Raw genomic sequence first — 12512 nt, 5'->3', positions numbered from 1 at the left:
ACCAGAATTTTGAACAGTGTCAAATTATATGCTGATAGTTTAATCAGCCTGGCGGCGTAAGAAAGCAGGAATATCAAGATAACCGCTTTCTTTTTCTGGCTTAGGCGCAGTGCTCTGATTGCCAGAAGTGACATTTGATGATGTCGCTGCTGGTTTCTCTTGCACAGGCTGTGCCACTTTTTCTTCCACTTTAGCTGCAACTTGTTGTGGTTGTGACTGTGGTGCAGTAGCAGGCGTTGTTGCTACTTTCGTTTTACCACCAGCAACTAAAGTAATGTCTGGGCGTTTTTCGTTACCGATACCAGTTGCAACAACCGTTACTCGGATTTCATCAGCCATATCTGGGTCTAATGAAGTACCGATAACCACAGTTGCGTTATCAGAAGCGAACGCTTTAACCGTATTACCAACCGTCTCAAACTCATCAAGACGCATATCAAGACCTGCGGTAATGTTAACCAATACGCCGCGAGCACCCGCCAAGTCGATATCTTCAAGAAGTGGACTAGAAATAGCCATTTCTGCCGCTTCTTCAGCACGGTCTTCACCACAAGCAACACCGCTACCCATCATGGCGTGACCCATTTCCGACATCACAGTACGCACGTCAGCAAAGTCGACGTTGATCATGCCAGGGCGAGTAATTAGCTCGGCAATACCTTGAACTGCATTTTTCAATACATCGTTTGCACTCGCAAACGCTTCAAGTAGGGTAATACCACGGCCAAGTACTTTAAGCAGTTTTTCATTTGGAATGGTAATTAAAGAGTCAACATGCTTTGACAACTCTTCAATACCTTGTTCAGCAAATGATAAACGTTTTTTACCTTCAAAACTGAAAGGCTTAGTCACCACAGCTACGGTCAAGACGCCAAGTTCTTTCGCCACTTCAGCAATCACTGGAGCAGCACCTGTACCTGTACCACCGCCCATACCTGCTGCGATAAATACCATATCGGCACCAGTTAGAACTTCTTTAATACGATCTCTATCTTCGAGAGCTGCATCACGTCCAACTTGCGGATTTGCGCCTGCACCCAAACCTTTGGTGATGTCACCACCAATTTGAATGACAGTGCTTACGCTCGCTTTACGAAGTGCTTGCGCATCTGTATTGATACTGATGAATTCCACGCCTTCGATGGACTCACGCACCATGTGTTCGACGGCGTTACCACCGCCGCCACCAACCCCAACGACTTTAATTACAGCATCGTCAGACATTTCCATCATCGGTTCAAACATGTGTTATCTCCGTTTTTCCTGCAACTCAGGTTAAAACTCTTTTTGTATCCAGCTACGCAAACGACTGAAAATGCTGGACGTAGCTTGCTGGCGCTTAGGCTCTTGGTAGTCCATCTCATCATTCATTTGGCTGTCTTTTGCGTAATGAAGTAAACCCACAGCCGTAGAATGATACGGCTCTTTAACGTAATCAGTAAGTCCACTCACTTCGAGTGGTTTACCTACTCGTACTTGGTTGCGGAAGACTCGCTCCGCACACTCAACTAATCCTTCTATCTGCGCAGCACCGCCCGTTAAAACGATACCAGCAGCTAAATGGTGTTTAATACCTTCTTTTCGAAGCTCATCTTGCACTGAATCAATGGCTTGATTAACCATCCCCATCAGTTCAGTGTAGCGAGGCTCGATTACCTCAGACAAGGTTTGCCGCTGTAAACTGCGAGATGGACGACCACCAACACTTGGAACGTTGACCGTATCATCTTTACTAACAAGTTCGCTTAAGGCACAGCCATATTTAACTTTGATTTCTTCCGCATCACTGACCGGAGTACCAAAGGCAAACGCAATATCACTTGTTACCGCATTACCAGCGTAGGAGAACACTTCGGTATGACGCAGTGCTCCACCTGTCCAAATTGCGATATCCATCGTGCCTGCGCCAATATCAACGACACACACACCCAGTTCACGCTCATCTTCAGTAATAACAGCATGACTTGCTGCTAAACCTGAATATACTAATTGTTCAACTTTTAACCCGCAACGCTCAACTGCTTTGATAATGTTTCTTGCCATATCATTGTGACAAGTGATCAGGTGCACACTCACTTCCATGCGCACTCCTGATAAGCCTAGCGGATTTTTAATCCCTTCTTGGTAATCAATCGTAAATTCTTGTGGAATTACATGCAGAATTCGCTGCTCATCACCAATTTTAATGGACTTAGCCGTATGAATAGCACGATCCATATCATCTTGGGTCACTTCTTCGTCAGAAATTGCCCCCATGCCTTTTTCAATACGACTTGCAATATGCTTGCCAGAAATAGATAAAAAGACGTTACTGATTTGGCATTCTGCCATGAGTTCGGCTTGATCGATAGCGCGTTGCACTGATTTAACGACCGACTCCAAATCGTTGACACCGCCCTTGTCCATACCACGTGAAGGACTGGTACCAGCACCAATGATATTGATTTGGCCATCAGGAAGAATTTCACCCACCAACGCAGATACCGTTGCTGTGCCTATATCCAAACCAACAATCAAATTGTCGTCGGAAGTTTTAGTCATCGGTCTTCTCTTGTGTTAACTCTTGCTGAGGAATCCAGCCTACTGCTGCACCAGTGTCATATCGCAGATCAATATAGCTGATACGCTCAACATCATCGCCTAATTTCTTATACAGTAAGAAAAATCGTTCGATTCTTTCATCTAGCGATTCTTTACCAAGTTCCAAACGAATGCCGTTATCCAAAATAATTTGCCACGCGCGACGTTCGTTTAATAGCAAAGAAGATATGGTTAATCCTAATTGCTGAAATTGTGGATTATATTTGCGCCAAACTTTAAGAACTTCAGGAGCACTCCCCTCTGGTCCATATAATTTGACATATTCTTCTTTTACTAAAGAAATATCGCCATGAAAGACGTTTCCTTCAGTATCTAGCAGCGCATTACCATTCCAAAAGGAGGCAATATGGTGCTCGGTCAGAAACACCTTGATTGTATCAGGCCACTGTTTACGAATCGACGCATGTGCAACCCAAGGTATGGATTCTACGCTTGCCTGTAAGGCATTAATGTCTTGCGACATAAATGTCCCTATGTGATCCAGTTGGGCAAACGCTTTTTGTACATCCAGCGGTGTGACGTATTTCAGATCACCCTGTAATACGATTTTTGAGAGGGGAAGACGTTGTTCATCCCACATCCAACTGACCGTTGAGTACATTAAAAAGCCAATCAACAACAGTACCACAAGCAAGAAGCAACCGCCCACGGCGTGCCGTTTTACTAGTGGTGAATGGGATAGTCGACTTCCTCTAGATAAAGCTTGCTGTATCAAAGTCCGAATATCCTGTTAACGACTGGCAATTTAAGACCCTATTTTTTTGTTGTAATAGAGGCAAAAGCATTAGCTGTAACCCATGGATTATACTGAGGTCATTCAAAGTATCAAATACTGATATAAAGAAATCTGTTATTGATACCAAGTTAGACGACAAATACATCAAATAAGACAACTTATCTTAGTTTTGTTGCATTTTATCAATGTTTAATTGCATAGCCGCTAATTGTCTAGCCACTTTGCCTACATCCCCAGCGCCTTGAGTCAATACTAAGTCACCATCTTGTAATACATTTGCCAAAACTGACGGTAAAGTTTGACTATCTGGCACGAAAATAGGATCGACTTTGCCACGAGCACGAATAGTACGACACAGTGAGCGACCATCTGCACCAGCAATCGGTTTTTCACCCGCGGGATAAACATCTAACATCAGTAACACGTCTACCTGCTCTAGCACATTTGCGAAATCATCATACAGATCGCGTGTACGTGTATAACGGTGAGGTTGGAAAATCATGACCAAACGTTTATCTGCCCAGCCACTGCGTGCTGCTTTAATCGTCATGTCCACTTCAGTTGGATGATGACCATAATCGTCAACCAGCATAGCTTCACCATTACCTGTTTCAAACACACCTAAGTGGTCAAAACGACGGCCAGTTCCCTGCGTACCAGCCATTGCTCGTAAAATGGCCTCATCGCTAACATCGTCTTCGGTCGCTACCGCAATAGCAGCAGACGCGTTCAATGCATTATGACGACCTGGGATATTCAACGTAATCTGCAGATTTTCACGCCCTTTACGCACAACGGTAAAGTGCCCCTGTTGACCTTCTTGACGATAGTCTTCAATCCGAACATCAGCTTCTGGAGAGAAACCGTAAGTGACAACTTGGCGGCTAATACGAGGAATAATTTCACGTACAACAGGATCATCAACACACATAACAGCTTGCCCATAGAAGGGTAGATTATGCAGAAAATCGATGAAGGTTTGCTTCAAGGTTTCAAAATTACCACCATATGTATCCATATGGTCCGCTTCGATGTTAGTTACAATAGAAACCATCGGCTGTAAATACAAAAATGACGCATCACTCTCGTCTGCTTCTGCAATCAAAATGCGGCTTGATCCTAAACGAGCATTGGTTCCCGCACTTTTAACTAATCCACCATTAACAAACGTTGGATCTAACCCAGCTTCATTATAAATTTGGGTAACTAGTGCCGTTGTGGTGGTTTTACCGTGCGTCCCTGCCACAGCAATACCGTGACGAAAACGCATCAACTCAGCCAGCATTTCTGCACGACGGACAACAGGAATGCGTTTTGCTCGTGCAGCAATAATTTCGGGGTTCTGCTCATTAATGGCTGTAGACACCACCACAACACTGGCTAAATCAATATTAGAAGCGGCATGACCGATGTGAATAATCGCCCCTTTATCCACTAAACGTTTGGTTACCGGATTTTCAGCGATATCTGAACCAGTAATCTGATAGCCTTCATTAAGAAGCACTTCCGCGATACCACTCATTCCTGCACCACCAATACCAATAAAGTGGATGCATTTCACACGACGCATTTCAGGAATAATAGAACGAATCTGAGCCAAATCAGGCGTTTGTTTAACTGTCATGAATTCTATCTCATTTGTTACTAAGCGCGATAATGGCCTCAGCCACTACTTTATCTGCATCGACTTGTGCCGCTTTGCGCGCTTTGACCGCCATATCTAATAACTGTTGGCGATCCATTTGTTGGATTGTGTCGGCCATTTTCTGTGCGGTAAGCTCTGGCTGCTCGATCATCTTAGCGGCTCCGCATTCAACCAAATGGTCTGCGTTTAAAGCCTGCTGGCGGTCTTTATGCATGAAAGGAACGAATATTGCTCCCACACCTGCAGCAGAGACTTCAGACACGGTTAAGGCACCTGAGCGACAGACCAATAGATCGGCCCATGCATACGCACTGGCGACATCATCGATAAATTCGGTCACATCAACATGTGACACACCTTGTTCCTGATAAGCCTCTTCAACGCTGGCTTGATTATTTTTACCTGCCTGATGACGAACTTCGTAGTCATCACCTAACAAAGCCATTACTTCAGGTAATGTTTGGTTAAGAATTCGAGCACCTTGGCTTCCCCCCATCACTAAAATACGAATGGGACCATGGCGTTCAGCCATACGAACAGAAGGGTCACTCAACGCAACAACATCCTGACGCACCGGATTTCCCACCACTGGCACATTAGGGAAAGCGCCCTTAAACGCCTGAAAGACTCTAGTCGCAATTTTTGATAACCATTGATTGGTTAAACCTGCAACCGCATTTTGTTCATGCAATACAATGGGAATGCCCATTAACCATGCAGCAATACCGCCAGGACCACTGACATACCCACCCATTCCTAACACGGCATCAGGTTGCCAACGCTTTAAATGAGCTCGAGCTTGTAAGATGGCATTGATGATTTGAAATGGGGCTTTAAGTAGGCGCAAAATACCTTGACCACGTAATCCTTTAACTCGGATAAAATCAATATCGATACCATGTTTAGGTACTAAATCTGCCTCCATCCGGTCGGCAGTACCTAACCAGCGAATTTCCCAGCCCTGATCTTGTAGCTGTTTAGCCACCGCTAGGCCGGGAAATACGTGACCGCCCGTACCACCAGCCATGACCATTAAACGTTTATTTTTCTTCATCAATTGCTATTTCTTCTATTTTATCCCTGTCTTGCATTCGGCATTCATAATCAATGCGTAATAGCATGGATACCGCGACAGACATAATAATCAAACTTGAGCCACCGTAACTGATTAACGGTAAGGTCAACCCTTTGGTTGGAACAATACCAGCCGCAGCTCCCACGTTAACTAGGGTTTGAAACGCAAACCAGATACCAATACCAAACGCTAAATAACCGCTAAAATTTTGTTTATGTTCAAACGCTTTCTTACCAATGAAAATCGCCTTTAGTACCAAACTAAAAATCAACATCAGCACCAAAACGACACCAACAAAACCTAATTCTTCACCTAACACGGCGAACACAAAGTCGGTATGCGCTTCAGGTAGATATTCCAATTTTTGTACTGAGTTACCTAAACCTTGGCCAAACCACTCACCACGGCCAAACGCCATCAGCGATTGAGTCAACTGGTAACCACTTCCAAACGGGTCTTCCCACGGATCCCAAAATGAGGTAACACGACGAATACGATAAGGTTCAGCAAGAATCAAAGCGACCACAGCCAACACACCAGCAAGCATGAGGGCGATAAACTGAGTTAATTTAGCACCAGCAATAAACAGCATGCCAAACAAGGTCACCAACATTACCACTACAGTTCCCAAGTCAGGCTGGCCCAAGAGCAATACCGCTAGAGAACCAAATACCATGATCGGCTTTAAGAATCCGCCAAAAAAGGTCTGCTGCACTTCATCTTGCTTACGCACCAAATAACCGGACATGAACATAAACAAGGAAAGTTTTGCCACTTCCGCAGGCTGTAAGTTAAATAGTCCAAGCGGTATCCAACGCGATGCCCCGTTAACCGAGTGACCAGCGAGCAAAACCACAATCAGCAACACAAAGGATATCGCCAACATCACCGAGCTGTATTTAAGCCAAGTTCGCATCGGTATTTGCAATACAACCGATGACGTTACTAGCGATAACAACAAGAACAAGGCATGGCGAAACATAAAGTGAAATGGCTGATGCGTCAGTCGTGAACTGATTGGAAATGACGCGGATGTTACCATCACCAATCCAATCAACATCAGTCCAAGCGCTATCCACACCAATTGACGATCAAAAAACGCTTCTGGGGAAGGTGTTTTCAACCACTTCAATACCTTATTTAATGGCTTGGACAACACCACACACTCACCTTTCTTTACGCATACTGTTTAGCAAGCGCAGCAAAAACCTCGCCACGATGCACAAAACTATTAAATTGGTCGAAACTCGCACACGCAGGTGAAAGCAGCACCATGTCGCCAGATTGCAATATTGGCTTAATGGATTGAATGATCTCTTCCATCGATTCGTAGTATTTCGCCGAAGGGTGTAACGACATAAATTGCTTACCATCTCGGCCAAAACAGCACAGTTCAAGTGGCAATGTAGCAAATACTGGCGCTAACGGAGTGAAATCCGCCCCCTTGCCCACACCACCCACGAACAAATAGAGTTTACCTTGCAAAGATAGACCAGAGAGCGCGGCAAGCGTGCTTGCTACGTTCGTTGCTTTAGAATCGTTCACCCATTTAATGCCTTGATTATCCGCAACCACTTGGCACCTATGTGTCAAACCCGTGTAAGACTTAAGTGTATCTAATGCTGGGGTACTATCGATGTGAGCCGCATCAAGCAGAGCAAGCACCGTAAGCACATTGGCCACATTGTGGCGACCAACTAAGCTTAAATCAGCAACAGGTAGGATCGGCTGCTCTTTAGCCACCAACCACTCTTGACCATCAAGCGACTTGGTTGTGTAGTCGGCAGACTCTTCAAAGCCAAAACTCAGCACATTATCTACCGCATGAATAGGATGAGTAGCAGGCTCATCTGCGTTAACCACCGCGGCTTGCGCATTGAGGAAAATACGCTGCTTTGCTGCCCCATAGAGTTCGATACGGTGTTCGTAACGATCCATATGGTCTTCAGACAGGTTGAGATAGGCAGCAGCAACAAGAGGCAAACTTGATGTTGTTTCCAATTGGAAGCTAGATAACTCAAGTACATAAAGCTCCGCATCTTGCTCAAATAAATCCAGCGCAGCGACGCCGATATTACCACCAACTGCCGTTTTCACGCCGGCTGCATTCGCCATGACACCCGTTAAATCAGTCACAGTGCTTTTGCCGTTAGAACCGGTAATCGCAATAACAGGCTTATTTACATGCCAAGCAAAAAGCTCAATGTCACCAACGACAGGAATATCGGCAGCAAGCACCTGTTGAATTTCCGGCGTTGCAAGAGCAATTCCCGGATTAGTCACCACCAAATCGGCAGCCAATAACCACTCTATCTGCCAACTACCACAATGCAATGCGACATCGTCAGGCAGTTGGTCTGCCCCCGGAGGCGAAACACGCGTATCAATCACTCGCAGCGACACATCTGCGTGATATTTTCTAAGGTAGTTAACGACAGAGAGCCCGGTCATACCGAGCCCTACGACCACAACATGCTTAATGCCTTGCCAACGGTCCATTTTATTTATTTGCTCCTCGAGCGATTAGCGAACTTTCAGCGTTGCTAAACCGATCAAAACTAATACGATTGAGATAATCCAGAAACGAACGATCACTCGTGGCTCTGGCCATCCTTTTAATTCATAGTGATGGTGGATTGGTGCCATACGAAAAATACGTTGACCACGCAGTTTATAAGACCCAACCTGAAGGATAACGGACAGTGTCTCCATAACAAACACGCCGCCCATGATCACCAAGACAAACTCTTGACGCACTAATACCGCAATGGTCCCAAGAGCTCCGCCCAATGCTAGAGAACCGACATCGCCCATAAACACTTGCGCAGGATAGGTGTTAAACCACAAGAAGCCTAAACCCGCCCCCACAATTGCGGTACACACAACCACTAATTCAGAGGCATGTGGAACATAAGGGATGTGCAAATAGTTAGCAAAATGAATGTTACCCGTAGCCCAAGCAATCACGGCAAAACCAGCTGATACTAAAACCGTAGGCATGATAGCCAAACCATCAAGCCCATCGGTCAAGTTAACCGCATTACTGGTGCCGACAATCACAAAGTAGCTTAAAACAATGTACATAAGCCCAAGCTGAGGCATCACGTCTTTAAAAAACGGGACCACAAGCTGAGTCGCGGATGTATCTTTGCCATAAGCGTATAGCGCAAACGCGACAATCAAAGCAATCGCCGATTGCCAAAAATACTTCCAGCGAGCAATCAAACCATCGGTATTTTTACGTACTACTTTGCGGTAATCATCAACAAAGCCCACCACACCATAACCGAGCAATACAGCGAGAACCGCCCATACATAAGGGTTGGAAAGATCAGTCCACAATAAAACAGTGATGGTAATCGCAGCAAGAATCATAACTCCCCCCATCGTTGGGGTGCCGCGTTTACTAAAGTGGGATTCCGGACCATCGTTACGAACAACCTGACCAATTTGCAGCAATTGCAAGCGCTTAATCAGCCGAGGCCCCATCCAAAGCGAAAGACTCAAAGCAGTTAAGATACTGACTATCGCTCTAAAAGACAGATATTCAAACAAACGGAAAAAAGAAAAATATGGCTGGAGTAGCTCCGAAAGCCAAATGATCATGCGAATTTCTCCTTAAGTGCAGCAACGACTTTACCCATACCAGAGCTTAATGCCCCTTTAATTAATAGCACGTGTGAGTAAGAAGCTTCTTGATTGAGTTGCTGCTCAATATACGCAACCATATCATCATGTGTAGCAAAGTGCTTACCATGACAGATATCGCTAATAACTTTAGCATCATGACCATAGGTCAAGACATGCTCAAACTTAAATGGTGCCGCATGTTCCCCGACTTGACGATGAAGTGCAAGACTTTCCTCACCCAACTCAGCCATGTTACCTAAAATTAGCCAACGCTGAGGTTGAAAACCAGAGAGTAAGTCAACTGCCGCCTTCATCGCAGGAACGCTTGCATTGTAACTGTCATCAATCAGCTTCACTGACTTAGATAAAGAAGAGACATTAACGCGACCTTTAACCGGTGTTAGCTGCGCCAATCCTAATGCAACTTCTTCTAAAGTCGCGCCCACTTCCATAGTGATAGCTGCAGCCGCTAGAGCATTAGCGACATTGTGCTTGCCTATAATTCCCAGCGAAACTGAAATTTGACCAATCGGTGAAAGCAACTCAAAGGTTGCATTACCTTCGTCATTAAGCCTGATATTTTGTGCGGAAAAGTCAGCATTTTGATCGGTAACCGAAAAAGTTTTCACTTTTTTATCTGCGAGAACATCGCGCCACCAATCTCCACCATGACTATCAAGGTTCAAAATGGCTGTCGCACCGGGTTTTAACCCTTGATAAATTTCACCTTTTGCCTGTTTAACCCCATCGATAGAGCCAAAACCTTCCAGATGTGCCGCCGCCACATTGTTAACTAGAGCAATATCGGGTTGTACTAGTGCCGTGGTATAAGCGATCTCACCTTTATGATTTGCCCCCATTTCAATCACAGAATAATCATCAGCTGGCGTGTTGCGCAGCAAGGTCAAAGGTACACCGATGTCATTATTAAAATTACCAGAGGTAAATAAAACCTGACCTTTCTGCGCCAAAATGCTGGCCACCATCTCTTTGACTGTCGTCTTACCACAACTGCCCGTAATACCTATCGTGGTGGTTGCACAACGTTGATGCACTAAACGCCCTAATTGACCTAGGGCGATACGTGTATCGGCTACGACAATTTGCGGTAATGCACTATCAACCTGACGTGCCACTAATAGTGCCGTCGCTCCTGCGGCTTTTGCTTGTTCAATAAAATCATGAGCATCAAAACGCTCACCGACTAAAGCGACAAACAATGCCTTCTCACCAATAACACGAGTATCGGTTGAGACAGCAGAAATAGCGCAATTCTTTCCAATAAGGGTGCCACCTAATTCCGCGGCAACATCTGCCAACTGAACGGTAATCATTCCTTTAACTCCAATAGTGTTTGAGCTGACTCGCGGTCAGAATAGTGAATTGTATTATCACCAAGAATTTGATAATCCTCATGACCTTTACCTGCCAAGAGAATAATGTCGTCTGCACTTGCATGAGCTAAAGCGAATGCTAATGCTTGAAAACGATGGTGCTCAACCTGTGCATTATTTGGTTCAACCAAACCAGCCAACATGTCTTTTATGATCTGCTCGGGCTGCTCGCTACGAGGATTATCATCAGTAAGAATAAGATTATCGGCATACTTTTCAGCAACTTGAGCCATCAGTGGTCGTTTACCTTTATCACGGTCACCACCACAACCAAAAATAGCCCACAGCTTGCCACCGCAGTGCACACGTAATGCGGTGAGCGCTTTTTCTAAGGCATCTGGTGTATGGGCGTAATCAACCACCACTTTGGCTTTATTTGGCGCTTGGAATAACTCCATACGACCAATAACAGGTTTAAGTTGAGTCGCAGCCGATAGTAATGTGGCTTTATCAAAACCAAGAGCAAGCAAGGTGGTGAAAGCAACAAGAACGTTATTAGCGTTGAACTCTCCAATCAGAGGTACATTAATTTCCCCCTCACCCCAAGCTCCAGAGAAACTCATACGAATACCGCTATCGGCATAATCAACCTGAGTTGCCCACACGGCACGTTCCGTTTTAGGTTGTTGATGAAGCGATACTCCAATTGGATTGTCGAGCGATGTTAACCAGGCAGCGCCTACTGCATCATCCGCATTAATAATCGCCACATCGCATTGATGCTCTGTAAACAGGGATTTTTTTGCCTCAGCGTACGCTTCCATGGTGCCGTGGTAATCAAGGTGATCACGACTTAAATTGGTAAAGACACCTGCTGCAAAATGCAGAGCTTTCACTCGCCCTTGAACCAAACCATGAGATGAGACTTCCAGCGCGGTATAGTGAGCACCTTGTTCTGCTAATGTCGATAATTGTGCTTGGATATCAATAGCATTACCTGTGGTATTCGCCGCAGGAACTAACGCATCCAAAAAGCCATTACCCGTGGTTCCCATCACGGCAGCAGAACGACCAGCTAGAGTCATCCACTGAGCAATTAATTGTGTAATGGTGGTTTTGCCATTGGTGCCAGTCACAGCTATTGGTCGATTATGATGAGCACCATATAAGCGGCCAGCTAATGCTGAAAGCAAGCCATGCAATTGCTCAACATAAACCACGGGCACAGACTCAACAAATTCAATCACACCATGGGCATGATCTTCATCGGCCTGAGCAATCACTGCAGTTGCCCCTTGAGCAATGGCTTTAGTAATAAACTGTCTACCATCAATGGCATGGCCAACAATAGCAACAAAGGTGCTGCCAGTTGTGACACGGCGACTATCTAAATGTAACTCCGTGACCACCACATTAGCCACAGTCGGTATCTCAATGGTTAACCAAGGAGAAAGTAGGTCAGCAAGCGCTCTACCCTTATTTGTCATACTT

The 12512-nt window shown here is 45.2% G+C and carries 10 protein-coding genes; all 10 read right to left on the bottom strand.

The window, feature by feature from the left end; translation table 11 throughout:
* Positions 1-39: 39 nt before the first annotated feature.
* The gene (gene ftsZ / locus JCM16456_RS02770; RefSeq protein WP_068712158.1) at positions 40-1245 is read right to left on the bottom strand and encodes a cell division protein FtsZ; all 1206 of its coding nucleotides are present in this window, start codon (positions 1243-1245) and stop codon (positions 40-42) included.
* Positions 1246-1275: 30 nt separating this feature from the next.
* A complete protein-coding gene (gene ftsA, locus JCM16456_RS02765) occupies positions 1276-2541 on the bottom strand; it encodes a cell division protein FtsA (protein ID WP_068712157.1) in 1266 nt (421 codons plus the stop codon).
* Positions 2534-3316: a cell division protein FtsQ/DivIB gene (locus JCM16456_RS02760; protein WP_068712155.1), complete on the bottom strand. Its 783-nt coding sequence runs from the start codon at positions 3314-3316 to the stop codon at positions 2534-2536. Before JCM16456_RS02760 ends, ftsA begins: the two co-directional genes overlap by 8 nt.
* A gap of 184 nt (positions 3317-3500) precedes the next feature.
* A complete protein-coding gene (murC, locus tag JCM16456_RS02755) occupies positions 3501-4961 on the bottom strand; it encodes a UDP-N-acetylmuramate--L-alanine ligase (protein ID WP_068712153.1) in 1461 nt (486 codons plus the stop codon).
* Positions 4962-4971: 10 nt separating this feature from the next.
* Positions 4972-6036 carry an undecaprenyldiphospho-muramoylpentapeptide beta-N-acetylglucosaminyltransferase gene (murG, locus tag JCM16456_RS02750; protein WP_068712152.1) on the bottom strand — a complete coding sequence of 355 codons (1065 nt, stop codon included), beginning with the start codon at positions 6034-6036 and terminating at the stop codon, positions 4972-4974.
* On the bottom strand, positions 6023-7219 hold the full coding sequence (gene ftsW / locus JCM16456_RS02745) for a cell division protein FtsW (protein WP_068712151.1): 1197 nt from the start codon (positions 7217-7219) through the stop codon (positions 6023-6025). Before ftsW ends, murG begins: the two co-directional genes overlap by 14 nt.
* A 14-nt stretch (positions 7220-7233) precedes the next feature.
* Positions 7234-8556 carry a UDP-N-acetylmuramoyl-L-alanine--D-glutamate ligase gene (gene murD / locus JCM16456_RS02740; RefSeq protein ID WP_068712149.1) on the bottom strand — a complete coding sequence of 441 codons (1323 nt, stop codon included), beginning with the start codon at positions 8554-8556 and terminating at the stop codon, positions 7234-7236.
* Positions 8557-8580: 24 nt separating this feature from the next.
* The gene (mraY, locus tag JCM16456_RS02735; RefSeq protein WP_068712144.1) at positions 8581-9663 is read right to left on the bottom strand and encodes a phospho-N-acetylmuramoyl-pentapeptide-transferase; all 1083 of its coding nucleotides are present in this window, start codon (positions 9661-9663) and stop codon (positions 8581-8583) included.
* Positions 9660-11021 carry a UDP-N-acetylmuramoyl-tripeptide--D-alanyl-D-alanine ligase gene (locus JCM16456_RS02730; protein WP_068712143.1) on the bottom strand — a complete coding sequence of 454 codons (1362 nt, stop codon included), beginning with the start codon at positions 11019-11021 and terminating at the stop codon, positions 9660-9662. Before JCM16456_RS02730 ends, mraY begins: the two co-directional genes overlap by 4 nt.
* Complete coding sequence (gene murE / locus JCM16456_RS02725; protein WP_068715852.1) at positions 11018-12508, bottom strand: UDP-N-acetylmuramoyl-L-alanyl-D-glutamate--2,6-diaminopimelate ligase; 1491 nt, start codon at positions 12506-12508, stop codon at positions 11018-11020. The genes JCM16456_RS02730 and murE overlap by 4 nt, the downstream gene beginning before the upstream one ends.
* Between the last annotated feature and the right edge of the window lie 4 nt (positions 12509-12512).

The sequence above is a fragment of the Vibrio tritonius genome, from assembly GCF_001547935.1.
In the GTDB taxonomy this organism is placed as follows: domain Bacteria; phylum Pseudomonadota; class Gammaproteobacteria; order Enterobacterales; family Vibrionaceae; genus Vibrio; species Vibrio tritonius.
This window is presented reverse-complemented; position numbering and strand designations above follow the sequence as displayed.

Coding starts and splice junctions, on each gene's coding strand:
- ftsA (WP_068712157.1), bottom strand. CDS start 2,541: ATGACTAAAACTTCCGACGACAATTTGATTGTTGGTTTGGATATAGGC.
- murC (WP_068712153.1), bottom strand. CDS start 4,961: ATGACAGTTAAACAAACGCCTGATTTGGCTCAGATTCGTTCTATTATT.
- murE (WP_068715852.1), bottom strand. CDS start 12,508: ATGACAAATAAGGGTAGAGCGCTTGCTGACCTACTTTCTCCTTGGTTA.
- murG (WP_068712152.1), bottom strand. CDS start 6,036: ATGAAGAAAAATAAACGTTTAATGGTCATGGCTGGTGGTACGGGCGGT.
- mraY (WP_068712144.1), bottom strand. CDS start 9,663: ATGATCATTTGGCTTTCGGAGCTACTCCAGCCATATTTTTCTTTTTTC.
- murD (WP_068712149.1), bottom strand. CDS start 8,556: ATGGACCGTTGGCAAGGCATTAAGCATGTTGTGGTCGTAGGGCTCGGT.
- JCM16456_RS02730 (WP_068712143.1), bottom strand. CDS start 11,021: ATGATTACCGTTCAGTTGGCAGATGTTGCCGCGGAATTAGGTGGCACC.
- ftsZ (WP_068712158.1), bottom strand. CDS start 1,245: ATGTTTGAACCGATGATGGAAATGTCTGACGATGCTGTAATTAAAGTC.